This is a genomic window from Pseudomonas sp. UF-293, assembly GCF_058245595.1.
Genome location: NZ_JBSICA010000001.1, coordinates 173,416 through 197,700, shown reverse-complemented (window position 1 = coordinate 197,700; position 24,285 = coordinate 173,416). Strand labels below are relative to the sequence as shown.

The 24,285-nt window shown below is 59.9% G+C and carries 23 protein-coding genes; 13 read left to right on the top strand and 10 right to left on the bottom strand.

Features of this window, described 5'->3' with window-relative positions; genetic code table 11:
* The first annotated feature begins 155 nt into the window (after positions 1-155).
* Complete coding sequence (locus AC4IHP_RS00925) at positions 156-1,103, top strand: LysR family transcriptional regulator (RefSeq protein ID WP_490830657.1); 948 nt, start codon at positions 156-158, stop codon at positions 1,101-1,103.
* Here the strand turns inward: AC4IHP_RS00925 and AC4IHP_RS00920 are convergent.
* The 3 genes from AC4IHP_RS00920 to AC4IHP_RS00910 form a co-directional block, all read right to left on the bottom strand.
* Complete coding sequence (locus AC4IHP_RS00920; protein ID WP_081932351.1) at positions 1,060-1,263, bottom strand: PA3496 family putative envelope integrity protein; 204 nt, start codon at positions 1,261-1,263, stop codon at positions 1,060-1,062. The two genes, AC4IHP_RS00925 and AC4IHP_RS00920, sit on opposite strands and share 44 nt — an antisense overlap.
* Before the next feature lie 233 nt (positions 1,264-1,496).
* Positions 1,497-2,363, bottom strand: coding sequence for a transcriptional regulator HexR (gene hexR / locus AC4IHP_RS00915; RefSeq protein WP_007962240.1), 867 nt, complete (start codon positions 2,361-2,363; stop codon positions 1,497-1,499).
* Between the two features lie 127 nt (positions 2,364-2,490).
* The gene (locus AC4IHP_RS00910) at positions 2,491-5,364 is read right to left on the bottom strand and encodes a putative bifunctional diguanylate cyclase/phosphodiesterase (RefSeq protein ID WP_490830656.1); all 2,874 of its coding nucleotides are present in this window, start codon (positions 5,362-5,364) and stop codon (positions 2,491-2,493) included.
* Between the two features lie 257 nt (positions 5,365-5,621).
* Here AC4IHP_RS00910 and uvrD point away from each other — a divergent pair, with 257 nt between their 5' ends.
* The 3 genes from uvrD (at position 5,622) to AC4IHP_RS00895 (ending at position 9,525) form a co-directional block, all read left to right on the top strand.
* Positions 5,622-7,805: a DNA helicase II gene (uvrD, locus tag AC4IHP_RS00905; RefSeq protein ID WP_186568764.1), complete on the top strand. Its 2,184-nt coding sequence runs from the start codon at positions 5,622-5,624 to the stop codon at positions 7,803-7,805.
* A 301-nt stretch (positions 7,806-8,106) separates the two neighbouring features.
* The gene (locus tag AC4IHP_RS00900; RefSeq protein ID WP_122506273.1) at positions 8,107-8,982 is read left to right on the top strand and encodes a Tim44 domain-containing protein; all 876 of its coding nucleotides are present in this window, start codon (positions 8,107-8,109) and stop codon (positions 8,980-8,982) included.
* A gap of 135 nt (positions 8,983-9,117) precedes the next feature.
* Positions 9,118-9,525 (top strand): SMI1/KNR4 family protein, encoded by a 408-nt coding sequence (locus AC4IHP_RS00895; RefSeq protein ID WP_038359443.1) that lies wholly within the window; start codon positions 9,118-9,120, stop codon positions 9,523-9,525.
* A gap of 21 nt (positions 9,526-9,546) precedes the next feature.
* Here AC4IHP_RS00895 and AC4IHP_RS00890 read toward each other — a convergent pair whose 3' ends face one another.
* On the bottom strand, positions 9,547-11,310 hold the full coding sequence (locus AC4IHP_RS00890) for a cation:proton antiporter (protein WP_460122434.1): 1,764 nt from the start codon (positions 11,308-11,310) through the stop codon (positions 9,547-9,549).
* Between the two features lie 278 nt (positions 11,311-11,588).
* Here AC4IHP_RS00890 and AC4IHP_RS00885 point away from each other — a divergent pair, with 278 nt between their 5' ends.
* Positions 11,589-12,071 (top strand): acyl-CoA thioesterase, encoded by a 483-nt coding sequence (locus AC4IHP_RS00885; RefSeq protein ID WP_016772447.1) that lies wholly within the window; start codon positions 11,589-11,591, stop codon positions 12,069-12,071.
* A 105-nt stretch (positions 12,072-12,176) separates the two neighbouring features.
* On the opposite strand, the gene pdxY is transcribed toward AC4IHP_RS00885, so the two are convergent.
* The gene (pdxY, locus tag AC4IHP_RS00880; RefSeq protein WP_042608042.1) at positions 12,177-13,049 is read right to left on the bottom strand and encodes a pyridoxal kinase PdxY; all 873 of its coding nucleotides are present in this window, start codon (positions 13,047-13,049) and stop codon (positions 12,177-12,179) included.
* A gap of 117 nt (positions 13,050-13,166) precedes the next feature.
* Between pdxY and AC4IHP_RS00875 the strand changes: the two genes are divergently transcribed.
* The gene (locus tag AC4IHP_RS00875) at positions 13,167-13,580 is read left to right on the top strand and encodes a DUF3301 domain-containing protein (RefSeq protein ID WP_076564658.1); all 414 of its coding nucleotides are present in this window, start codon (positions 13,167-13,169) and stop codon (positions 13,578-13,580) included.
* 67 nt (positions 13,581-13,647) lie between these two features.
* Here the strand turns inward: AC4IHP_RS00875 and AC4IHP_RS00870 are convergent, their stop codons facing one another.
* Positions 13,648-14,613, bottom strand: a complete 966-nt coding sequence (locus AC4IHP_RS00870) for a CobW family GTP-binding protein (protein WP_490830655.1) — start codon at positions 14,611-14,613, stop codon at positions 13,648-13,650.
* A gap of 40 nt (positions 14,614-14,653) precedes the next feature.
* On the opposite strand from AC4IHP_RS00870, the gene AC4IHP_RS00865 reads away from it, so the two are divergent.
* Positions 14,654-15,010 carry an NADH:ubiquinone oxidoreductase gene (locus AC4IHP_RS00865; RefSeq protein WP_212617469.1) on the top strand — a complete coding sequence of 119 codons (357 nt, stop codon included), beginning with the start codon at positions 14,654-14,656 and terminating at the stop codon, positions 15,008-15,010.
* 4 nt (positions 15,011-15,014) lie between these two features.
* Here the strand turns inward: AC4IHP_RS00865 and AC4IHP_RS00860 are convergent, their stop codons facing one another.
* Together AC4IHP_RS00860 and zigA are read right to left on the bottom strand one after the other, a co-directional pair.
* Positions 15,015-15,665 (bottom strand): DUF1826 domain-containing protein, encoded by a 651-nt coding sequence (locus tag AC4IHP_RS00860; protein ID WP_490830654.1) that lies wholly within the window; start codon positions 15,663-15,665, stop codon positions 15,015-15,017.
* Positions 15,665-16,870, bottom strand: coding sequence for a zinc metallochaperone GTPase ZigA (gene zigA / locus AC4IHP_RS00855; protein ID WP_490830653.1), 1,206 nt, complete (start codon positions 16,868-16,870; stop codon positions 15,665-15,667). Before zigA ends, AC4IHP_RS00860 begins: the two co-directional genes overlap by 1 nt.
* Positions 16,871-17,078: 208 nt before the next feature.
* On the opposite strand from zigA, the gene AC4IHP_RS00850 reads away from it, so the two are divergent.
* The 5 genes from AC4IHP_RS00850 to AC4IHP_RS00830 all read left to right on the top strand — a co-directional run bounded on the left by AC4IHP_RS00850 (position 17,079) and on the right by AC4IHP_RS00830 (position 20,857).
* Positions 17,079-17,456, top strand: a complete 378-nt coding sequence (locus tag AC4IHP_RS00850; protein ID WP_186568754.1) for a glutamine synthetase — start codon at positions 17,079-17,081, stop codon at positions 17,454-17,456.
* Positions 17,457-17,539: 83 nt separating this feature from the next.
* Positions 17,540-18,436, top strand: coding sequence for a GTP cyclohydrolase FolE2 (folE2, locus tag AC4IHP_RS00845; RefSeq protein WP_490830652.1), 897 nt, complete (start codon positions 17,540-17,542; stop codon positions 18,434-18,436).
* Entirely contained in the window at positions 18,433-19,101 is a 669-nt protein-coding gene (locus tag AC4IHP_RS00840) for a metal ABC transporter ATP-binding protein (RefSeq protein WP_490830651.1), read from the top strand. The genes folE2 and AC4IHP_RS00840 overlap by 4 nt, the downstream gene beginning before the upstream one ends.
* Positions 19,101-19,970 (top strand): metal ABC transporter permease, encoded by an 870-nt coding sequence (locus tag AC4IHP_RS00835; protein WP_460122450.1) that lies wholly within the window; start codon positions 19,101-19,103, stop codon positions 19,968-19,970. The genes AC4IHP_RS00840 and AC4IHP_RS00835 overlap by 1 nt, the downstream gene beginning before the upstream one ends.
* Before the next feature lie 11 nt (positions 19,971-19,981).
* Complete coding sequence (locus tag AC4IHP_RS00830; RefSeq protein WP_490830650.1) at positions 19,982-20,857, top strand: metal ABC transporter substrate-binding protein; 876 nt, start codon at positions 19,982-19,984, stop codon at positions 20,855-20,857.
* An 83-nt stretch (positions 20,858-20,940) separates the two neighbouring features.
* Here AC4IHP_RS00830 and AC4IHP_RS00825 read toward each other — a convergent pair whose 3' ends face one another.
* Complete coding sequence (locus tag AC4IHP_RS00825) at positions 20,941-21,459, bottom strand: DUF3617 domain-containing protein (RefSeq protein WP_490830649.1); 519 nt, start codon at positions 21,457-21,459, stop codon at positions 20,941-20,943.
* Positions 21,460-21,590: 131 nt separating this feature from the next.
* Between AC4IHP_RS00825 and cls the strand changes: the two genes are divergently transcribed.
* On the top strand, positions 21,591-23,030 hold the full coding sequence (gene cls / locus AC4IHP_RS00820; RefSeq protein WP_490830648.1) for a cardiolipin synthase: 1,440 nt from the start codon (positions 21,591-21,593) through the stop codon (positions 23,028-23,030).
* 10 nt (positions 23,031-23,040) lie between these two features.
* Here the strand turns inward: cls and cfaB are convergent, their stop codons facing one another.
* Positions 23,041-24,228 (bottom strand): C17 cyclopropane fatty acid synthase CfaB, encoded by a 1,188-nt coding sequence (gene cfaB / locus AC4IHP_RS00815; RefSeq protein ID WP_460122458.1) that lies wholly within the window; start codon positions 24,226-24,228, stop codon positions 23,041-23,043.
* Positions 24,229-24,285 lie beyond the last annotated feature (57 nt).

Sequence of the window (24,285 nt, the reverse complement as noted above, 5' to 3'; positions counted from 1 at the left end):
GCTAGACCCAGGTCGACGCGTGACCAAATGTTTCAATTCAGTCGCAGGTCCACACTAGCGCTGCCAAGGGATTAACAAAAATGAATAAAAATTGGGACAGGCATAAGTAAACACTTATAGTTGTGGCGTCTGCCCGCCACCCGAGCCTCAAAAATATGCGTAAGTCACTGATGCGTATGACATTGCGTCAACTGCAAATCTTCAATGAGGTTTGCGACTTACGATCCTACAGCCGCGCCGCTGAGGAAATGTCCCTCACACAACCGGCCGTCAGCCTACAGATTCGTCAGCTTGAAGAGCTGATCGGACAGCCGCTGTTCGACTATGTCGGCAAAAAACTCTACATGACTGAGGCGGCAGAAGCGCTTCAACGTGCCAGTCGCGACATTTTCGGGCGCCTGGAAAACCTCGATATGCAACTGTCGGACATGCAGGGCTCGCTGCAGGGCCAGCTGAAACTGGCGGTGGAATCCAGTGCGAAATATTTTGTGCCGCACCTGTTCGCCGCGTTCAAGCGCCAGCATCCGGAAGTCAATTTGCAGCTGACGGTGGTCAACCGTGGCCAGGTCATCCGCCGCCTCTCGGACAACCGCGACGACCTGGTCATCATGTCGATGGTGCCGCAGGATATGGGCCTGGAATTCCTGCCGTTTCTCAATAATCCGATTGTCGCCGTGGCGCGCCCGGATCATCCGCTGGCGCACATGGGCGCGCTGCGCTTGCAGGATCTCGAGCCGTATACGCTGCTGATCCGCGAGCCGGGCTCGGGTACGCGTCTGGCCTGCGAGGAATACTTCAAGGAAAAGCGCGTGCACTTCACCCAGACCCAGGAAGTGGCATCCGCCGAAGCTCAGCGTGAATGCGTGGTGGCGGGTCTGGGCCTGGCGCTGTTGACGCGCCACGCCCTGAACCTGGAGCTGGCGACCGGCGGCCTGGTGGAGCTGCCGGTCGAAGAGTTGCCGCTGATGCGCAGCTGGTGCCTGGTGCAAGCCAAAGCCAAACGGCTGTCACCGGTGGCGCACGCCTTCCTGGCGTTCATCCGCAGCGAGCGGGCGCAGATTATTGCGTTGGTTGAGCGTTTCGACGGGAAGCTGCGGGCGTAGCCTGCCAGTGCGTGATCTCGGGAAAATCGCCGATCTCGGCCTGAAGCTGGCGAAGTTCGAAGCGATCTTCAATGGCGCGGCGAAATTCCATGCGGCGCTGATCTTCCTGCTGTCGACGGGTTTTCGCGGCGCTGTTGCGTTCTTCGTAGGGCTGAGCCATTTCGAGTCTCCCAGGGCGAGTACGGGAGTTTCACGATAGGCGTGGGGGATGACGGTTTGGCTGCGCGGGGATGACAATGTGATGAAATGTGCGCAGGGATGTGGTGTTTTTGAGGACGCCTTCGCGAGCAGGCTCGCTCCCACATTTGATCCCGTCATGACCCAGAATTTGTGTTCTCGGGAGATCCCCTGTGGGAGCGAGCCTGCTCGCGAACAAGGTCGGAACGACCTTGCTCAATCATCCAGGGCTTTCACGGCTTTTGGAGACAGACGCAAACTGCGCAGACTGCGCTTGACGCTCTTGAGGTGATTGACCAGGCTCGGCCCGCGCGCCATGGCCACGCCCATCGCCAGCACGTCGATCACGACAAGGTGCGCGATACGCGAAGTCAGCGGCGTATAGATTTCGGTGTCTTCATGTACATCGATCGCCAGATTGACGGTCGACAGTTCGGCCAACGGCGTCTGGCTCGGGCACAGGGTGATCAGCGACGCCCCGCTCTCGCGTACGAGATTGGCGGTGATCAGCAAATCCTTGGATCGCCCTGACTGGGAAATACAGATCGCCACATCGGTCGGTTTCAAGGTAACGGCTGACATAGCCTGCATGTGCGGGTCGGAGTACGCCGCCGCGGTCAGCAGCAAACGGAAAAACTTGTGCTGCGCATCTGCCGCCACCGCGCCCGAGGCCCCGAAGCCGTAGAACTCGACACGTTGCGCCTGCGACATCAACGTCACCGCGCGTTGCAATTCCACCGGATCGAGCTTCTCGCGCACTTCCATCAGGGTGTGCAGCGTGGTGTCGAAAATCTTCAGGCTGTAGTCGGCGACGGAGTCGTCTTCGTGAATCGCGAACTGGCCGAAGCTGGCACCGGCGGCCAGGCTTTGCGCCAGTTTCAGTTTCAGATCCTGAAAGCCGGAACAACCGATGGCGCGGCAGAAGCGCACGATGGTCGGCTCGCTGATGCCGACGCTGTGAGCCAGGTCGGCCATGGAACTGTGCATCACTGCCGCAGGGTCAAGCAGCACGTGGTCGGCGACCTTGAGCTCCGACTTGCGTAACAGGTGACGTGACTGGGCGATGTGTTGCAGCAGATTCAAGGGGCTGGACTCTTCTTGTGGGCAAGGATGTAGCAAGCTTGTAGTTATACTACATGAATAGGCATTTTGCCTGCTCAATGCGTAACTCGATGTCCCGGCATCAGGCACGCTGAGGTGCATGTAGCCCTTAGCGCAGATTTCCCTGATCACGCAAAAGCCCGGCCAGACAGGCAGCGTCCACCGGCCGGCTGATCAGATAACCCTGCACCTCGTCGCAACGCTCCATGCGCAGAAATTCCAACTGATCCTGACGCTCGACACCCTCCGCCACTACTTTCAGCGCCAGCCCGTGAGCCATGGCGATGATCGCCCGCGTGATTGCAGCGTCCGCGCTGCCCACGCTCAAGCCGCGAATGAACGCCTGGTCGATCTTCACGTAATCCACTGGAATGCGCTTGAGATAACTCAAAGACGAATAACCGGTACCGAAATCATCAATCGCCAGTTTCACCCCCAGATCGCGCAGTTGCTGGAAGGTCGCAATGATGTGTTCGACGCTGTCGAGCAAATGGCTTTCGGTCAACTCGAGCTCGAGGCAGTGCGGCGCCAGCCCGGTTTCTTCCAGCACCTGCCGCACCAGACTGACCAGCTTGCCCTGGCGCAGCTGATGCACCGACAGGTTCACCGACACGCGGATCGGCGCCAGGCCCTGCCGCTGCCATTCGCACGCTTGCCAGCACGCCTGACGCAAAACGAATTCGCCGATCGGCCCGATCAGACCGGTCTCTTCAGCCAGGCCAATGAAATCCGCCGGCGGCACCTGGCCCATGCTCGGATGATCCCAACGCACCAGCGCTTCAGCGGCATTCATGCGGCCGGTTTGCAGGCACAGTTTCGGTTGATAGAACACCGTCAGTTGCTGTTCTTCAATGGCTCGGCGCAGGTGGTTTTCCAGTTGCAAACGTTCGAGTGTGCTGGCTTGCAGGCTGTCGGTGAAGAACTGGAAATTGTTGCCGCCCAGATGTTTGGCATGCTGCATGGCCATGTTCGACTGGCTGACCAGCGCGGAAATCTCCCGCGCGTTGTCCGGCAACAGGCTGATGCCCATCGAAGCGCTGACCACCAGTTCATGCCCGTCGACGCTCAGTGGCAAACGCAGCTTGGCCGACAACCGCGTGGCGACCCGCGCCAGGCTCGACAGATTGCCGTAGGCATCGAACAGCACGGCAAATTCGTCACCGGACAGGCGCGCAATGGTGTCGGCTTCCGGCAAGGCATTGACCAGGCGCCGGGCCATCTTCTGCAGCAGCTGATCGGCGACTTCATGGCCAAGGCTGTCGTTGAGCAATTTGAAGCGATCGAGATTGATGTGCAGCAACGCCAGACTGCGGCGCCCGCCTTGCCGCACCCGCTGATGGGCTTCGTGCAGACGCTCGCGGAACAGCGCACGGTTGGCCAGGCCGGTGAGCTCGTCGTAATGAGTCAGATAGCGCATGCGTTCTTCCGAGGCACGCCGCGCCGAGAGATCGGCGAAGAAGCCGACGATATGGCTGACATTGCCCCGGCTGTCGCGCACGGCATTGAGTTGCAGCCATTGCGGATACAGCTCGCCGTTCTTGCGGGTTTCCACCAGCTCACCCTGCCAACTGCCGTGCTGCTCCAGTGCCTGACGGATCGCCACGTAGTGACGACGGGCATCGCGGCTGCACGGCAACTCGACGACGTTGCGCCCGAGCATGTCGTCGATCTCGTAACCGGTGACCCGGCTGAACGCCTGATTGATCGCAATCAGCGCGTAGTCCGGGTCGAGAATCACGATGCCTTCGCTGGCCGCTTCGAACACCGTTGCCGCCAGCCGCTGCTGCTCTTCGAGGCTTTTGCTGGCGCTGATATCGCGACGGGTGCCGACCATGCGGATCACCCGGCCACTGGCGCTGCGCTCTACGGCGCGGCCACGGTCCTCGATCCACACCCAGTGGCCGTCGCCGTGGCGCAGGCGATATTCGACCTGATAATCCTCGGTGCGCCCTTTCAAATGCTCGACCAGGGCGAACTTGAGTGACGGCACGTCTTCGGGGTGCAGTCGCGGCTTGAGGTCGCGCAGCAGCGCGGTCACGTACTCCGGGGCGAGGCCGAACAGTTCCTGAATCTGTGTGTGGTGGACTTCGTCGGTCTGCAGGTTCCAGTCCCACAATCCGAGCTCACTGGCCTTGAGCGCCAGCGCCAGGCGCGCTTCGCTTTTGCTCAGGGCCTGATTGGCGGCATCCAGTTCGCGGCTGCGCTGGGCTACGCGATCTTCGAGATCGACCTGCGCTTCACGCAATTGCGCCTCGGCACAGCGGCGCTGTTCGATCTCTTTGCCAAGTTCCTGATTGAGTTGTTCGCTGCGCGTCTGCGCTTGCTGCAAATGCTCGATCAGGTGCTGATTCTGAAAACGCCGAAGCAATCCACGGTCGATCAGCCGATTGACCTGCCACGCCACCACGCTCAACGAACCGAGCAGGATCAGACCCAGCCAGCCCCAGCCCCGGGCCTGATCGTCGCCGCCCCAGAACAGGTAGCCGATCGCTGGCAGCAGGCACGGCAAGGTAAACGAGAGGAACGCCGGCAGGCTCACCGCGTAGGCGACACTGGCCGACAGCGTTGCCGCGCCGATCAGGCCGAACACCCAGGCTTGCTGCATGAAGTTGTCAGCGGGTACCAGGGCGATACCGGCTCCGGCCAGAGTCAGGCCGGTCATGGTCGAACCGAGCAGGAACATGCGGAACCAGATCGGCTGGGCCTGACGATCGGGAATCGCCGAATCGAACGCGGCCACCTGAATCACCCGCAGCGCGACCAGCGACAGCAGCCACACCAGCCAGACGCTGACCACGAAGTAGCGCTGCGGGCTCCAGAGCAAAGCGGCGCAGACCAGACCGTTGATCAACATGAACAGCGTGGGCAACAACGAGCCCTGATACAGCAGACGCGTGCGCTCCACCGCCATTTCGACGGCATAGTGCTTGCGGATCACCCGGGGGTCCACGGAGGGTCCCGACAGTTCGGCGCTGAAGATCATGGGCAACGTTCTTGTTCTTATAAGGAGGGCGTGCGCCCGAAACGTGCACGGAGCATACACAAGCCGATCCCGATGCCAAACTGCTGCCGATCACAATTGCGGGGAAATTTTCCGCCGCTTGCGCACCGCTGCAACCCCTCAGGCGAGACGGGCCGAAGCCTGCAGCCAGTGACCGACCGGTCGTCATCGGCAGCACTTTCATCGGCTAATGCAACGCACGGTTTGCCCGGGCCTGCGGCGCACCCTAGAATGCCCCGATGCGCGATGATCTCTCCCTTCTGCTGAACTCCCTCAACGATGCCCAACGCCAGGCCGTAGCAGCCCCCGTTGGCCGTCAGTTGGTCCTGGCCGGCGCCGGTTCCGGTAAAACCCGAGTGCTGGTGCACCGTATCGCCTGGTTGATCCAGGTCGAAAACGCCTCGCCTCACTCCATCCTGTCGGTGACCTTCACCAACAAGGCCGCTGCCGAGATGCGCCATCGCATCGAGCAGTTGCTGGGCATCAACCCGGCCGGCATGTGGGTCGGCACCTTCCACGGCCTCGCGCACCGCTTGCTGCGGGCGCATTGGCAGGAAGCGGGCCTGAGCCAGACCTTCCAGATTCTCGACAGCGATGACCAGCAGCGGCTGGTCAAGCGGGTGATCCGCGAGCTGGGTCTGGACGAGCAACGCTGGCCGGCGCGGCAGGCGCAGTGGTTCATCAACGGCCAGAAAGACGAAGGTCTGCGACCGCAACACATTCAGGCCAGCGGCGACCTGTTCCTCGCCACCATGCGCGGCATCTACGAAGCCTACGAGGCAGCGTGCCTGCGTGCCGGCGTGATCGATTTCTCCGAACTGCTGCTGCGCGCACTCGACCTGTGGCGCGATCACCCCGGCCTGCTGGCGCACTACCAAAAGCGCTTCCGGCATATTCTGGTCGACGAGTTCCAGGATACCAACGCCGTGCAGTACGCCTGGTTGCGCCTGCTCGGCAAGGGCGGCGACAGCCTGATGGTGGTCGGCGACGACGACCAGTCGATTTACGGCTGGCGCGGCGCGAAGATCGAGAACATTCATCAGTACTCGTCCGACTTCCCGGACTCCGAGACGATTCGTCTGGAGCAGAACTACCGCTCCACCGCCGGCATCCTCAAAGCCGCCAACGCGCTGATCGCCAACAACACCGGACGCTTGGGTAAAGAGCTGTGGACCGACGGTGGCGACGGCGAAGCGATCAATCTGTACGCCGCGTTCAATGAACACGACGAAGCGCGCTACGTGGTGGAAACCATCGAAAGCGCGCTGAAAACCGGTCTGGCCCGTAGCGATATCGCGATTCTGTACCGCTCCAATGCCCAGTCGCGAGTGCTCGAAGAAGCCCTGCTGCGTGAGCGCATCCCGTACCGCATCTATGGCGGGCAGCGCTTCTTCGAACGCGCGGAAATCAAGAACGCCATGGCCTACCTGCGCTTGCTTGAAGGTCGTGGCAACGACGCGGCGCTGGAGCGGGTGATCAACGTGCCGGCCCGCGGCATCGGCGAGAAAACCGTCGAAGCGATTCGCGAGCATGCGCGGCACAGCGATGTGTCGATGTGGGAAGCAATGCGCCTACTGGTGGCCAACAAAGGCCTGACCGGGCGCGCCGCGAGTGCGCTCGGTGCATTTATCGAACTGATCGAGAACCTCGCCGCCAAGTGCGCCGAGATGCCGCTGCACCTGATGACGCAAACCGTCATCGAGCAGTCTGGCCTGATCGCCTATCACGAAGCGGAAAAAGGCGAAAAAGGCCAGGCCCGGGTAGAAAACCTTGAGGAACTGGTCAGCGCCGCGCGCAACTTCGAGAACACCGAAGAGGACGAAGAACTCACGCCACTGGCGGCGTTCCTCGGCCATGCTTCGCTGGAGGCCGGCGACACTCAGGCCGACGAGCACGAAGACAGTGTGCAACTGATGACCCTGCACAGCGCCAAAGGTCTGGAATTCCCTTACGTGTTCCTCGTGGGCATGGAAGAAGGCCTGTTCCCGCACAAGATGAGCCTGGAAGAACCGGGGCGTCTCGAGGAAGAACGGCGTCTGGCTTACGTCGGTATCACCCGGGCGATGCAGAATCTGGTGATGACCTATGCGGAAACCCGGCGCCTGTACGGCAGCGAAACCTACAACAAGGTGTCGCGTTTCGTACGGGAAGTGCCGAAAGGCCTGATTCAGGAAGTGCGTCTGTCCAACAGCGTCAGCCGACCGTTCGGCGGCAACCAGTCGATGAGCGGCAGCAATCTGTTCAGCGGCAGCGAGATTCCGGAAACCGGTTTCGTGCTCGGTCAGGCTGTCCGTCACTCGATCTTTGGCGAAGGGGTGATCCTCAACTTCGAAGGCTCCGGCGCCCAGGCCCGGGTGCAGGTGAACTTCAGCGAAGGCAGCAAGTGGCTGATGCTCGGCTATGCCAAGCTGGAAGCGATCTAACCACCGGCACTGAACCCAATGTCGGAGCGAGCCTGCTCGCGAAAGCGCTGTGTCATCAAGCATTCATTTGTCTGACACGACGCCTTCGCGAGCAGGCTCGCTCCCACAGGGTATGCGGCTCAAGTGCATCAATCCCTCTGAACCTATCGTCTTTTCCTACAGACAAAAGTACATCGGCTGATTGCCTCGCCAAGCTGAACGCGACCTGTCAGGCAAAAGCCCGAAACACTCTCTCGCTAGCCAGTAACACTTCAGCTGTGCAACATGGCGCGCGTGTCTCCACAAAACGGGAATACCCTTTATGAAACGTTTTCTTAGCATCGCCATGGCGTTGTGCATCGGCCTGACGATGAGCCTCGACGCCAACGCCAAGCGCTTTGGTGGTGGCAAAAGCGCCGGCGCTGCGCCGACGCACCAGACCAGCCAGATGGCTCCTTCTTCTCCTGGCGTGGGCGGCGCAGCAGCGACCGCTGGCGCTGCCGGTGCTGCTGGCGCCGCGGCCAAGGCCGGTGGTGCTTCGCGCTGGCTCGGCCCATTGGCGGGTATTGCCGCTGGTGGCCTGCTGGCGTCGATGTTCATGGGCGACGGCTTCCAGGGCATGCAGATCTTCGACATCCTGATCATGGCCCTGATCGCGTTCGTGATCTTCCGCTTCATCGCCGCCCGTCGTCGCAAGCAGCAGGAGCAATTCGCTCCGGCCGGCGCGCCGATGCAGCGTGAAGTGTTCGAACAGAAACCTGCCGCCATGGGTTCGATCTTCGGTGGTTCGGCTGCTCCGGCTGCCGCCCGTCCAGTGATCAACGCACCGGCCTGGTTCAACGAACAGCGCTTCCTTGAAGCCGCGCGCAGCCACTTCCAGTCGCTGCAGCAGCACTGGGACGCCAACGAAATGGACAAGATCGCCGAGTTCGTGACCCCGCAAATGCTCGAGTTCCTCAAGCGTGAGCGTGCCGACCTGGGCGACGGCTTCCAGTCGACCTACATCGACAACCTGCAGGTGCAACTGGACGGCGTCGACGATCGTGCCGACAAGACCATCGCCACCCTGACCTTCACCGGCGTGTCGAAAACCTCGCGTTTCGACCAGGGCGAAGTGTTCAGCGAAAGCTGGAACATGGAACGTCCGCAGGGCGACAACCAGCCTTGGCTGGTCGCCGGTATCCGCCAGAACGGCTGATCCCTGCTGCGCTTCACTTGCGGTAACAGAACCCCGGCCTCGGCCGGGGTTTTTCATTTCACGGTTGCATCTATAGCGAGCTACTGTATAAACCGGCCCATATAAACCGCGCCATTCAGCAAGAGGATCCCGGACGTGGAAGAAATCATCGAACAACTGCGCGAAGCCAACGAACCCGTGCCGGTTCCTTTGGAATTGCCTGACGAAGACCTGCTGGTGGAAATCGAAGAACAACTGTTCATCGACATTCCGTTCGTCTTCAAAGAATTTTTGCTGACCGTCAGCGATGTGGTCTATGGCAGCCTCGAGCCTGTGACGGTCACCGACCCGCAATCACACACCTATCTGCCGGACGTCGCCGCCAATGCATGGGACGTGGGCGTTGACCGCAGCTTGATCCCGATCTGTCAGGACGGCGATGACTATTACTGTGTCGAAGAAGACGGCACCGTGGTGCTGTGGCAGGCCGAAGAAGAACTGATTGCTGAAGAAACCTGGGAATCGGTGTGGCACTGGGCGCGGGACGTCTGGCTGGAAAGCTGATCCGCCACACGCCCCGGCTGGTCAATGCCCCGACGATTCCTTGTGGTTGTCGAGGGTTTCCAGCAAGGCCACCTGCATCCGCGTATGCACGCGGATGAACCACCGCCACAGCAGCGCCGCTACCGCAGCGGCGACCACGGCAATCAGCACCAGCAGCTTGTTGGTCGGCAGGATACTGGCCGACAAGGCTGCCAACAGCAGGAAAATCACCAGCAGCGAGAGAATCGGGATCACTTCGGCGATCACCCGGCGCACTCGCTGCGTGTGACGCCCGGCCATCTCCGGCTTGACGCCCATCTCCGCCAGCAGCATCGACAGCGCCTTGAGCTTGCGATAAGCGGCAATCAGGAACGGTAGCGACACCAACAACGCACCGCCCCAGATCAGTGCCTTTTGCCAGCTCGGATCGCTGATCCAGTCCTGCAGCCACAACGACATGCGCTCGGCGAAGTACGCGCCGGCAAAGAAGATCGCAATCACCAGCGCCAGATTGACCCCGACCTGCAACAGAATCCGCCGGATCATCGACGCCAGCATCGCGCCCTCGCCTTGCGGCTGAATGCTGCGCAACCACTCGCCATACATGCCGAGCACCCGCCCGAGACGCTTGGGCACGGCGGCCGCGAGCTTGATCGACAGCGGGTCCGCCGCGCGAATCAGGTATGGCGTCAGCAGCGTGGTGATTACCGACACGGCCACAGCGACCGGATAGAGGAAGTTGCTGGTGACCTGCAAAGTCATGCCCAGCGCGGCGATGATGAAGGAAAATTCGCCGATCTGTGACAGACCCATGCCGACCCGCAGCGAAGTCCGTCCGTCATTGCCGGCGATAAACGCACCGAGGCCGCAGGACAACATCTTGCCAAGCACCACAGCCACGGTGATCACCGCGATCGGCCAGGCGTATTCGATGAGAATCAGCGGGTCGAGCATCAGCCCGATGGCGACGAAGAAGATCGCACTGAACAGGTCGCGAACCGGCTCGACCAGTCGTTCGATTTTCAGTAATTGCCGCGACTCGGCCATGATCGCACCGATCAGGAAAGCGCCTAGAACCATGCTGTATTCAAGCTTGACCACCAGCAGGCAGAAGCCGAAACACAGGCCGAGCACGGTGATCAGCAGCATCTCGTTGCTTTCGAATTTCGCCACATAGGCCAGCAAACGCGGCACCAACAGAATGCCGATGACCAGCGCGACGATCATGAACAGCGACAGCTTGCCGACCGTTGAAAATACTTCCCCCGAGCTCACCGTGCCACTGACGGCGATGCTCGACAGCAGCGCAATGATGCCGATGCCAAGGATGTCCTCGACAATCAGCACGCCGAAGATCAACTGCGCAAAGCGCTCGTTTTTCATCTTCAGGTCATTCAACGCCTTGACGATGATGGTGGTTGAGGAGATCGCCAGAATCGCGCCAAGGAATAACGAATCCATGGTGTTCCAGTCGAACCAGCGGCCGATTTCGTAGCCGATCCAGATCATCAGGATGATTTCGAGAAACGCGGCAATGAACGCTGTCGCGCCGACCTTGAACAACTTGCGCAGGCTGAACTCCAGGCCGAGACAGAACATCAGGAAGATCACCCCGAGTTCGGCCAGGGTCTTGATGGTTTCTTCATCGTGGATCAGGCCGAACGGCGGCGTGTGCGGGCCAATGATGAAGCCGGCAACGATGTAGCCGAGTACCACCGGCTGCTTGAAACGGTGGAACAGCACGGTCACCACGCCTGCGACCAGCATGATCACTGCCAGGTCCTGAATAAAACTGATGGCATGCATGGCGTGGTCTCCTTGATGACGAGGCGCGCGGACAGACGTCAGACGTTCTGCGCGAGCAGGGTAAAAATCCGCTTTTAATGTAGGAATTGCCCTTGGGCAGGGCTTTTGCAGGTTAACACCGCGACTTCGCTCTGGAAGCCGGTGCAATATATGGAAACAGATCGCTACCGGCGTGACGGCGGCCCGCCGCGCGGCGTCCCGATAACGGTGCTTTTTGAAAAGCTACCAGGTGCCCGCAGAGGCGCTTCCTGCAATCAGCCTTGATCCGTGAGAACGTTATGGAACCCGGAAACGCCCAGCTGTCGATGACGGTACTGATGACCCCCGACATGGCCAACTTCTCTGGCAATGTCCACGGCGGCACCCTGCTCAAATACCTCGACGAAGTGGCTTACGCCTGCGCCAGCCGTTATGCCGGGCGCTACGTGGTGACCCTGTCGGTGGATCAGGTGATTTTCCGTGAGCCGATTCATGTCGGCGAACTGGTGACGTTCCTGGCCTCGGTCAACTACACCGGCAACACGTCGATGGAAGTCGGCATCAAAGTGGTCACCGAAAACATCCGCGAACGCTCGGTGCGCCACACCAACAGCTGTTTCTTCACCATGGTCGCGGTGGATGATCAGCGCAAACCGGCCGCCGTGCCGCCGTTGCAACCGCAGAACAGCGAAGACAAGCGCCGCTTCATGCAGGCGCAGCAGCGCCGGCAGATTCGCCAGGAACTGGAGAAGCGTTATCAGGAGATCAAGGGCGACGCCTGAGACCAAAAAGCAAAAGATCGCAGCCTTCGGCAGCTCCTACATTTTGGAATGCAAACCCATGTAGGAGCTGCCGAAGGCTGCGATCTTTTTTGAACAACGACGAGATTACAGACTGATCGCTGTAGCCTCGAACTTCACCCGCGGATGCGCAATGCGATCCTGCGCCCGCACCAGTTGCAGCTCGTAACTGGCGCACGCCTGGGTTTCCAGCAACACCTCATGCACCGCTGCTGCGGTGAATTCGAACGCTGCCAGCAGGCTGTCACCCAGCAACACCCGCGCCAGGAACAGACCAGAGGTCAGATCGCCCACGCCCACCGGCTGACGCGGAAACGCCAGCAAGGGACGGCGCAGATGCCAGCTGCCTTCGGCAGTCACCAGCAGCATTTCAAAACCATCGGCCGGTTTGCCTGGGTAATCCAGATGCTTGACCAGTACCGCTTTCGGCCCGCGCGCCAGCAGCGCCCGCGCCATCGCCAGGCAATCGAACAGCGACTGTGGCTTGCGCCCGGAAAAACTGTCCAGCTCCAACTGGTTCGGGCACATGATGTCCGCCACGGCCGCAGCTTCATCGAGGAGGAAATCGCTGACTTCGGTGGGTACGCTGCAGCCCTTCTCCGGATGGCCCATCACCGGATCACACAGATACAGCATCTTCGGATTGACCGCTTTGATTCGCGCCACACCGCTGAGAATCGCCCGGCCCTGCGCGGCGCTGCCGAGGTAGCCGGAGAGCACCGCGTCGCAGTTGCCCAGCTCGCCAATCGCGGCGATGCCTTCGATCAGCTCGGGAATCTGCTGCGGCGCCAGCACTTCACCGGCCCACTGACCATACTGGGTATGGTTGGAAAACTGCACGGTGTTGAGCGGCCAGACGTTGACCCCGACGCGCTGCATCGGAAAAACCGCAGCACTGTTGCCGGCGTGGCCAAACACCACGTGGGACTGGATGGCGAGCAGATGAGGCGTACGTTTCATTCGGGTCATTCCGTAAAACGATTGAAATTCAAGCCGCGCAGTATGCGACGAAACACAGCCTGTACGACAGACCGGCGAGACAGTTAAGCTGACGCCATCATTTGGAGTTCGATGTAGATGCTGACCCTGGAAAACATCTTCGTGCTGATGCTGTTCGCCGCCGCTGGTGCCTGGCTATGGCACAACCACGGCCTGCGCGAGCGCGCGCTGGAACGGGTCAAGCAGCATTGCACCAATGTCGGCGTCGAGCTGCTGGACGGTAACGTCGCGCTGAAAAAGATCGGCCTGATCAAGGATGCCAACGGTCGCCGACGACTGGCGCGGGTCTACAACTTCGAGTTCACCGTGACCGGCGAGAGCCGCCACAACGGCACCGTCACCCAGTTCGGCGCGCACAGTGCGCAGATTGAACTGGCACCCTACCCGGCGCCGTTCGACGATACGCCGCCGGTGGTCGAAGTGCACAAGCCTCGCGCGGAAGTCATCGAGTTGAGCCAGTGGCGCCAGGAACATACCAAGTGGAAGCCTTGAAACGCCACAACACCGGCGCGTACATGCACGTCATGTAGGAGCTGCCGAAGGCTGCGATCTTTTGCTTCTAAAGCTTTCGGCAGGCAGCGAGCCCCGCCTGAAGTACTTCAACTTCCTCAAGACCACTGAAAATCAGCTCGATCCGCGAATCTCTTCGCCATTCACTTACCTGCCATTCCAGCTCGGCATTCTCCAGCGCATTCGCCGAAACCCAGCCATCCGTGCTGTGGATAACCAGTTTGGCCCGCTTCCAGTTCATACCGCTCAACCAATGGGCAATGCGATCTTGATCAAAGACCTGCGCCGGATGCCAGCGCCAACCGATGCTCCAGCCGCCCTCTTGTGACTGACTCAGGCAAATCGGTTCGGCCGGATTGCTCCAGACCGCTGGCAGCTGTGCCAATCCAGTGGGCAGCGGCAGATTGCCTGCGCCTTCGTATGCTTTTGCTTTCAGCCCCGGCAGCTCGCTCAGGGGCAGTTGTGCTCGCTGCGTCCATATCAGCCTGACGGGCGGCAACTGGGTGGCGATACTGTCTCGAGCCTTTTCATCAAGATCCTGCGCCTTGTTCAACAGCAACAACCCCGCGCTGGCCAACGCTTTCTGCTGGGCGTCCGGCAGGGATTTGCCTGCGTGCAGTGCCTGAGCATCCAAAACCAGAACGCTCGGTTGAACAGCCAGCACGCCCAGCCACGGCGCCTCGCTCAACTGCTTGAGTAACTGCGCCGGATGGCCCAGTCCGGATGGCTCGATAAACAGTCGATCTGGCCTGGCCTTGCGCAGCAACCGGCCGAGGCCGATCTGGAATGGCGCGCCGTTGACGCAACACAGGCAGCCCCCGGCCACCTCACCGAGTGCGATACCATCGGCATCGCGAGTCAGCAGCGCGGCGTCCAGACCAATCTGGCCGAACTCGTTGATCAGCACCGCCCAGCGTTCGTCCGCAGGCCGTTGCGCCAGCAACTGGCGAATCAGGCTGGTCTTGCCGGCGCCCAACGGGCCGGCGATGACGTGGGTCGGAATGTTCTGCAACATGGCGGGTACTTTCTGCGGACAGTTATTGAGGAGATCGAAGATGCGCTGGTCGGGATGGTCGTTGCTGTTGGCGCTGCTGTCGAGTGAAGCGTGGGCTCAGGCCTGCGTGGTGCACACGCAGGGCGAACGGCTCGACGTCAAAGTCTGTCAGCAGAACAGGACGATTCCGCAGAAATTGTTCAATGACGGCTTCTGCCAACCGACGCTGGCCGGGCAGAAGGTCGAGGTGCAATACGTCGACCAGTGCCCGAGCGGAGCTTTCGGCGTATGCAGCAACGCGCAAGTCGCCAATATGCCCTATCGCCAGGATATCCACTATTACGGCGTGGCCACCGATGCGGCGTATCTCAAGCCATATTGCGAAGGCCAGAGTCAGGGCGTCTGGCGCAAGCCCTGATGTGTCAGCCGAGCCAGTCGAGGGTGAGCAACAGACGGCGCTCACCGGGTGCCGGTTGCGGCGAACGATGGATCAGGCCGAAGCCTTCATTACCGTGCCACTTTTCGCCTTTGAGCAGCGCGACGTCGCCGCTGTCGAGCTGACGAATCGACGCTGGATCTTGCGGTTCGGCATTGGCCTGGCCAAGTTGCGCGCGGTCCATCGCACCCTCCTCAAGCCATTGGCTGCCGATGCCAGCGTAAGTAGTGATCAGGCGCACCGGCACGTGATCGACGTGGAAGCGCGGACACATGGCCTTGTCCAGCACACGCAAACGCACGCCGATACGCCGCGCGCCCAGCAGACAGGCGAAGGCACTGATCAGCCATTTGAGGTCGCACATGAAACCTTCGAAACCTTGCAGATCACGCAACCCTGCAGCCAGACCGGCGAGATCCGGTTCGGCGTCTTCGTCAGGTAACTCCAGGCAAAGCGACTCGGCCAGGGGCTCGTTGAGCGACAGCACCAATTGCGCAAAATCGGCAATGTGCACGGGTAGCTGGCGCTGCCAGATAGCGAGATTGGCCTGATCTTCGAGGATGCGCGTCAGCGTTTGCGGTGTCAGGCCCTGGTACTGATGACGGGCAAGAAGCGGCTGATCCTTGAGTGCGAGCATCAGGCGGCCTCTTCGTGCCACGGGCCGAATGGATCAGGCAGCAAACGCCAGCCTTCTACACCCATGGCCATTTCTTCATCGGTCAAAAGGCAGGCATCGAGTTCGGCGGAGAGCTGCAGGAAATCGATGTTCTGACCGATGAAAACCAGCTCCTGGCGGCAATCTCCTACGCTTGGAGTCCAGTTTTCCATGATCGCCTGCACGCTTTCCTGATCTTCCGGCCATTGATTCTTTGCTACGAAACGCCACCAGCGCCCGGCGAATCCATGCCGCATCAAACCGCCGGCCTGAGACCAGCTACCGGCATCGGTGGGTTTGCTGGCCAGCCAGAAGAAGCCTTTGGAGCGCAGCAATTTACCGTTCAGCCATGGGCGGTCAATGAAGCTGAAAAAGCGTTGCGGGTGGAATGGCCGGCGCGCGCGGTAGGCCGTCGACGCGATGCCGTATTCCTGTGTTTCCGGGACGTGCTCACCGCGCAGTTCCTGTAGCCATCCGGGCGCTTGTGCGGCTTTCTCGAAATCGAAACGACCGCTGTTGAGGATTTTCTCCAGTGGGATTTCGCCCATCACCATTGGAATGATTTCAGCCTGGGCATTGAGGCGACTGAGGATGGCAGTGAGCTCTTCGCGCTCGTGCTGGCTGATCAGGTCGATTTTGCTGATCAGCAGAACGTCGGCGAATTCGATCTGTTCGATCAACAGATCGGTGATGGAACGCTCGTCTTCTTCACCGAGAATTTCGCCGCGAGAGGCAAGGCTTTCGGCAGCCTGGTAATCGAGCAGGAAATTCACACCGTCGACCACGGTGACCATGGTATCCAGGCGAGCGATGTCGGCGAGGCTTTGCCCCTGTTCATCGCGGAAGGTGAAGGTTTCCGCGACTGGGAGCGGTTCGGAAATACCGGTGGATTCGATCAGCAAATAATCGAAACGATCCTCGCGAGCCAGTTTACTGACTTCTTCCAGTAGATCTTCACGTAACGTACAGCAGATACAGCCGTTGCTCATCTCAATGAGTTTTTCTTCTGCACGGTTCAGACTGACATCGCGCTGGACTTCGCTACCATCGATGTTGATCTCGCTCATATCGTTGACGATCACCGCAACGCGCAAACCGTCTCGGTTACGTAGTACGTAATTCAGAAGTGTACTTTTTCCGGCCCCAAGAAATCCTGAAAGTACGGTGACCGGCAATTTGGCTGACATTGGATAATCCTCATTGATGGCAGCCGATTGGCGCGTTTGAGAGTGCGCCTGGGGCTTTGCGCTTCATGTACTCGGCTCAATGAAGGCAAATGATTGTGATCGGCAGCTCAGGCTGGTTACGATTGATGTTATAGTATAACAACTCGAGCTTACCAGTCCGACGCAGGAGATTTCGCAAATTGCCTCACCATCGACGTGGAAATTCGCGATGAACAATGCTCTGAAATACTTGCTTTTGAGCTTTGCTACGTCGCTGGCCGGTCAAGCCCAAGCGCAAATGCCGGCGCTCGCGCACTGCACACGCAGCGCTAATCTGCTGGCCTGTGTAGACGCCGACGGCAATGCCTATAGCGTCAATACGGTAGGTTCCACGCTTTACCTGCGCGGATTCGAGAAGGACGGCCATCGCTATTGGGCGCAGACCAACAGCCGCTTCGGCCAATTAACCTTTTTTACCGGCATTGCCTCTGATGGCGAGGCTTGGGTTGGCTATACCCGTCGTGTCGGGTGGACGACCATCAACCGCTTTTCCAGCTCGGGAGGGAGCAGCGCAAGGTTCACTTGCAGCCGGATGACGGGCTGCTAGTGAAAACCTTTTCATGAAAAAAGCGTCGCTGAATGGATTGTTATAATGTAACGTAAAAAGAGATCAACACGACGGTCTCAACCATGAATTCTCTTACTCTTCCAGATATCGCCGCTCAATCTGCCCGCCAGACATTGCCTCTCGATTGGGTGGGAATGCACGGGATCGCTCTTCCCGTTTTGCTTGGAGGCCAACGCCTCAGCGCCAAAGTAGACGCTGGCGTAAGTCTCGATGATGGCGATGCGCGCGGGATTCACATGTCGAGGCTGTATCTGGCACTCGAAGCCCTCGAACAGCGAAGCCTTTCTCCCGCTTTGCTGCATCAAGTACTCAAGCGTTTTCTGCAAAGTCACCAAGGTCTATCCGCCAGCGCACATCTGAACATTCACACCGACGTGCTGCTGAAACGAGCCGCGCTGATCAGTTCGTTGGCCGGCTGGAAATCTTATCCGGCAACCATTTCAGCCAGCGTGAAACAGCAAATGTTCCACGTGGAACTAAAAATCGAGGTGCCCTATTCCTCGACATGCCCCTGCTCCGCAGCCTTGGCAAGGCAATTGATCCAGCAGCAATTCGTCGAAGATTTCGCCAACAAGGCTCTGCAACACGCGGATGTTCTGGCGTGGCTAGGTTCAACCAAAGGGATCGTAGCCACTCCGCACAGTCAACGCAGCTTCGCACAACTGCACCTGCATCTCGACAATTTCATCGACGAGCTACCGCTGACCGCGATCATCAATGACGCTGAAGCAGCGTTGGGCACTGCGGTTCAGACCGCAGTGAAGCGCCCCGACGAACAAGCCTTCGCTCTCGCCAACGGGCAAAACCTGATGTTCTGCGAAGACGCCGCCCGCCGCCTCAACCTGGCACTGCAGCGCACGCCTGGTATCAACCAATTCCACATCCGCGTGATCCACGCCGAAAGCCTGCATGCCCATGACGCCGTCGCCGAAAGCAGCTGGCGACGGGAGCGCAAATGATCCGCTGCCAATCATTGGTCTGGGGCGCACCCGGCCAACCGCTGACGACGCCTCTGAGTCTTGAATTCGCAAGCGCCAGCCTGACGGCCGTCATCGGCGCCAACGGCTGCGGCAAAAGCAGCCTGCTGAAGGTCATCGCCGGTTTGCAAAAACCTCTGGCTGGCACGGTAGAAATGGCGGTTCCCCGGCAAAGCGGAATTTCCTTCCTGCCGCAACAGCAGCACCTTGATCGCCAGTTTCCAATCAGCCTCCAAGAGCTCATCGCCGCAGGTTTCTGGGGCCGACGGCTGTCGACACAACTACGCACGCAGCGACTCAACAACGCATTGGAAGACTGGCACTTAAGTGGACTCGAACAGCGTCCGTTGATGGCTCTGTCAGGCGGTGAGTTACAACGCGCCTTGCTCGCACGTCTGAGTCTCGCGGATGCCCCGGTGCTATTGCTGGATGAACCTCACGCCGCACTTGACGAACTCGGCCAGCAACTGCTTTGGCAACACATCCACCACTGGCACGCCGAGGGTCGGACACTGGTCGTGGTCTGCCATGACCTGGCCGCTGTCCGCCAACACATTCCGCATACCCTGCTGATCAAAAACGCCGAGTGCGTGTATGGAACCAGCCAGGAACTGATCCAGCCGACACCGCACATGCAGGTCGCCTGATGCTCGCTACCCTCGACCATTTCTGGCAGCCGTTCAGCGAATTCGTGTTCATGCGCCGCGCCCTGGTCGGCGGCCTGGTGCTGGCGTGCAGCACTGCGCCGTTGGGCGTGTTTCTGATTCTCAGGCGTATGAGCCTGATCGGTGACGCCGTCGCCCACGGCATTCTCCCTGGTGCAGCGTTGGGATTCTGGTTTGCCGGTCTGAGCCTCCCTGCTCTGACGTTCGGAGGCCTCGGCGCCGGGCTGAGCATGGCCGGACTTGCGGCCTGGATCACCCGGCGCACGGGTCTGCGCGAGGACGCCAGCCTCGCCGCAATCTATCCGATCTCACTCGCCAGCGGCGTGCTGATTCTCGGCATTGCCGGCAAACGCCTCGACCTTTTGCATTTGCTGTTCGGCTCAGCGTTGGCCGTAGACGGGCCGACGCTGACCGGCATGCTGTGGGTCTCGGCCGGCAGCCTCATGGCCATGGCGGCGATCTACAAACCACTCCTGCTGGACACACTTGACCCGTTGTTCTTGCGCACAGTCAGCCGTCTCGGGCCTCTGGCTCACGGTGTGTTTCTTACCCTCGTCGTACTGAATCTGGTGATCGGTTTTCAGGCCATCGGCGCGCTGATGGTGGTGGGATTGATGATGCTTCCAGCTGCTGCGTCGAGATTCTGGAGTCGCCGTCTGCCGATACTGATTGCCGTCGCCGCCGTCATGGGCTGCGTGTCGGTGTGGCTCGGTTTGCTGCTGTCGTTCTACTACTCGTTGCCAAGCGGCCCGGCCATCGTGCTGGTCGCGGGGCTCGGCTATCTGCTGTCGGTGGTGTTGGGACCGGTTCACGGTCTGCTGCGCCGCCCGCCTTTACTCACATCCCAATGAGGTGTTTCCCGATGCGCGCTCTATTCGTGCTGTTCAGCCTGATGCTGTCGATGTCCTTGTCGGCCGCCGAAAAACTGCCGGTGGTGACCAGCTTCAGCATCCTCGCCGACATGGTCCATCAGGTCGGCGGCGAGCACGTGCAGATCACCAATTTGGTTGGCCCGGACGCCGATGCGCATACCTATGAGCCGACCCCGGACGATGCCAAGGCTTTGCTAAACGCCAAAGTGATCATCAAGAACGGCCTCGGTTTCGAGCCTTGGCTGGATCGGCTGGTGGCCAGCACCGAGAGCAAGGCCACGGTGATCAGTGCCAGTCGCGGGGTGATTCCACGTTCGCTAGATGAAGACGGCGAAACCGTTCCTGACCCACACGCCTGGCACAACCTGGCGAACGCCCAGTTGTATGTCGCCAACATCACCAACGCGCTGATCGCCGCTGACCCGGCCAACAAGGCTGACTACGAGCGCAACAGCCAGACCTATATCAAACAGATCTACACTCTGCTCGCCGAAGCCAAGAGCAAACTTGGCGGGCTGCCGCCGGGCAACCGCAGGATTGTCACCAGCCACGATGCCTTCGGCTATCTAGGTCAGGCCTATGGCATCGACTTTATCGCGCCACAGGGTCTGTCCACCGAACGCGAACCCTCCGCCGCCGAAGTCGCTGCGCTGATCACGCAGATTCGCCAGGCCAAAGTCAAAGCGGTGTTCATGGAAAACATCAAGGACGCGCGCCTGCTCAAGCAGATCGCGGATGAAAGCGGCGCACACATCGGTGGCACGCTGTACTCGGATGCACTGGCGGCGAGTGGACCGGCGAGCACCTTTACCGGGCTGTTCGAATACAACCTCAATACGCTGTACAAGGCGTTGAGTCAGCCATGACTTGAGGCGAATTTGCGATCTATTCGCGAGCAGGCTCGCTCCCACAGTTGGAATAGATTCCAGCTGTGGGAATCGCAGAGGTTTCAAGCGCGAGGTTTTACCGTGCCGCAGTCCTGACCCAGCCAAACCGCACGGGTTTCCAGGCTGCCCTTCTGGTTGATACCGATAGCGTTGAAGGTGCCATTGGCGACGGTGGTGAACTCGCGGTCACTGAGGAATGTCGCCACGCCGGTGCCCTGGGCTTTCGGGCAGCTGAAGCGGAATTTCCATTGGTTGACGGTGCGTTCGGTGATCTGTTGTTTGCAACCCGATTGCGGGTCGGCCAACGGAATGTCGTTGGTCGCGACCTGTTGTGGCGTCAGGCAAGCGCGGATGCCTTTACCGCCGATATTGATGCCGTTCTTCTCCAGCGCCGCACGCTGCTGCGGGGTGATCTGACCTTGAATCTGGCCAAGAATCGATTGCACGTCCATGGCCTGATCATCGACCTTCAGATTGCTCGAAGTCATCTCCCACAATCCCGGCTGCAGCATTTGTGCCTGTGCAACCACCGGTAAAGCCAAACCCAGGCCCAGCACCAAACCCAGCAGACGAACGTTCATCGAGAAACTCCTGATCAGTTGTGGCCGTTAGACGCCGGCCGATTGCGTCGGTTCATGCACCGATTAAATAGAGACATTCGCAGCAGAACATGGTCTGTTAAGCATTGCATCTCGCGGAGCAAGGTTGCCCCATGGATTTTTTCGGACCGCACATTTTCGGTTACCTGATCGCCCTGTTGCACACACTCGGGTCGATCGCCGCGATCCATGCGGTGCTCACCGTACGCACCGCGCAAGGCTCGATCGCCTGGGCATTGTCGCTGATCTTCATTCCCTACCTCACGCTTATTCCATATCTGGTATTTGGTCGCAGCACCTTCGATGGCTACATCAAGGCGCGGCGCCAGGCCAACGAGCAGATGCGTTTGGCCATTTCCGAATTGAACTGGCGCCCGTGGGTGGAAGAAGCCTTGGCCGCTCGCGCGTCGAGTGCCTACGCGTCACTGCGCGCGATGCCCAAACTGGGGCGCATGCCGTGTCTGGCGAATAACGAGGTGCAACTGCTGGTGAACGGCGCGGCGACCTTCGATGCGATTTTTCAGGCGATCGAGCAAGCGAAGGAAGCCGTGCTGATCCAGTTCTTCATCATCCACGACGATCGGCTCGGCCAGCGCTTGCGTGATTTGCTGTTGAAGAAGGCCGCCGAAGGCGTTTCCGTTCATTTGCTCTACGACCGCATTGGCAGCCACGCCCTGCCCCATCATTACGTGCAGGCATTGCGTGATGCCGGCGTCGAGGTCAAAGCCTTTGCCACGCGCAGCGGCTGGCTCAACCGCTTTCAGGTCAACTTCCGCAACCACCGAAAAATCGTCGTGGTCGATGGCGTAGTCGGGTTCGTCGGCGGGCATAACGTCGGCGATGAATACATGGGTGAGAAGCCGCCACTGGCGCCGTGGCGTGACACCCACGTCAAAGTACGCGGGCCGGTGGTGGCATGCATGCAGGAATCGTTCGCCGAAGACTGGTTCTGGGCAGCTCGAACATTGCCACCGTTGATCCTTCCGGATGCGTATCCGGACGATGGCGTGCTTTGCCAATTGCTCGCCAGCGGCCCGGCCGATGCCTACGAAACCTGCTCGCTATTTTTCGTCGAAGCCATTCACGCAGCAACGCAACGCCTATGGATCACCAGCCCGTACTTTGTCCCGGACGAAGCGGTATTCGCGGCATTGAGGCTGGCGGTATTGCGTGGTGTCGATGTGCGCCTGCTGTTGCCGTCGCGGCCTGATCATCGCATCGTCTATGCCGCCTCAAGCCTGTATGCCTTTGAAGCGGTACGGGCCGGCGTTAGGGTGTTCCGTTATCGACCGGGTTTTCTGCACCAGAAAGTGGTATTGATCGACAGCGAGATCAGCGCCATCGGCAGCGCCAATCTGGACAATCGCTCGTTCCGCCTGAATTTCGAAGTGATGTTACTGACCGTCGACAGCGAGTTCGCCGCCGCCGTGGAACAGATGCTCAACGATGACTTCGCACAGGCCGATGAGGTGGCCAAAGAAGAAAGCCGGGAGATCCACCGCCTGCAGCAAGTCGGCATGCGGATCGCCCGGCTGATTTCGCCGATTCTCTGAACGCCCCGTATCAGGGGTGGTAGATATCGTCGCGGGTCCAGGGCAGTTCGTGGCTGCCATCCGGATGAGCTTTCACGGCGAGGATCTGATGCAGGTTGATCCAGCCCCGGGCAAAGGCATACGCGCAGCCGGCAAGGTACAGACGCCAGATACGCAACGCTTGCTCGGGTACCAGCTTCGCCGCAGCCTCGAGGTTGTCTTCAAGTCGCTCGCTCCAGTGATCGAGCGTGCGCGCGTAATGCAGGCGCAGGCTTTCGACATCGACGATTTCCAGCCCCGCTTCACTGATCTCGGCTGAGATCATCGACAGATGCGGCAACTCGCCGTTGGGGAACACGTACTTCTCGATGAAGTCTCCGGCGCCGCGTCCAACCGGACGGCCATCGGTGTGCTTGGCGGTGATGCCATGATTCATCACCAGCCCGCCCTCCCTGACCGCGCCGAACAACGTTGCGCAATACTCGGCGAGATTGGCATGGCCGACATGTTCGAACATGCCGACACTGACGACCTTGTCGAACCGACCGTCCTGCGGCAAATCGCGATAGTCGAGCAATTGCAGTTCGACCTGGTCTTCCAGACCTTCGGCTTTGACACGCTCCTGCGCGAGTGCCAATTGCTCCTTGCTTAACGTAATACCGAAGACCTTCACACCGAACTCTCGCGCCGCGAACCGCGCCAGACCGCCCCAGCCACAGCCGACATCCAGCAGATACTCGCCCGGCTGCAAGCGCAGCTTGCGGCACAGATGGCGGAATTTGGCTTGCTGCGCCTGTTCGAGGGTTTCGCTGCCGGTTTCGAAATAGGCACAGGAATACACCATGTCGCTGTCCAGCCAGAGCTGGTAGAACGCATTCGACAGGTCGTAATGATAGGAAATGGCTTTGGCGTCAGTGTCCTTGTCGTGATGCGCTCGCACCGGCTGACTGCCTTCTTCTTCGTCGAGCAGCGCACTGCTCAATTCGTCGCAGACCCGAATGACCTCGCTGATCGAGCCCTCCAGTTCCAGCTTGCCTTCGACGAACGCCGCACCCAGCGCATCCAGGCTTGGGTGGGTAAATTGAGTGACCATCTGCGGGTCCTTGACGACGATGGTCACGCTGGGCGTCGGGCCCAGATTGAACTCATGGCCGTCCCAGAGTCGCAGGCGAAGCGGTAACTGCAGATTCTGTAAGGCCGGTGGAAGTTGCGCGAGCATGGAAAATCCCCCCTTGTTTCAGACGTCTGATCTGAGGGTAGACCAACCTGGAAAAAT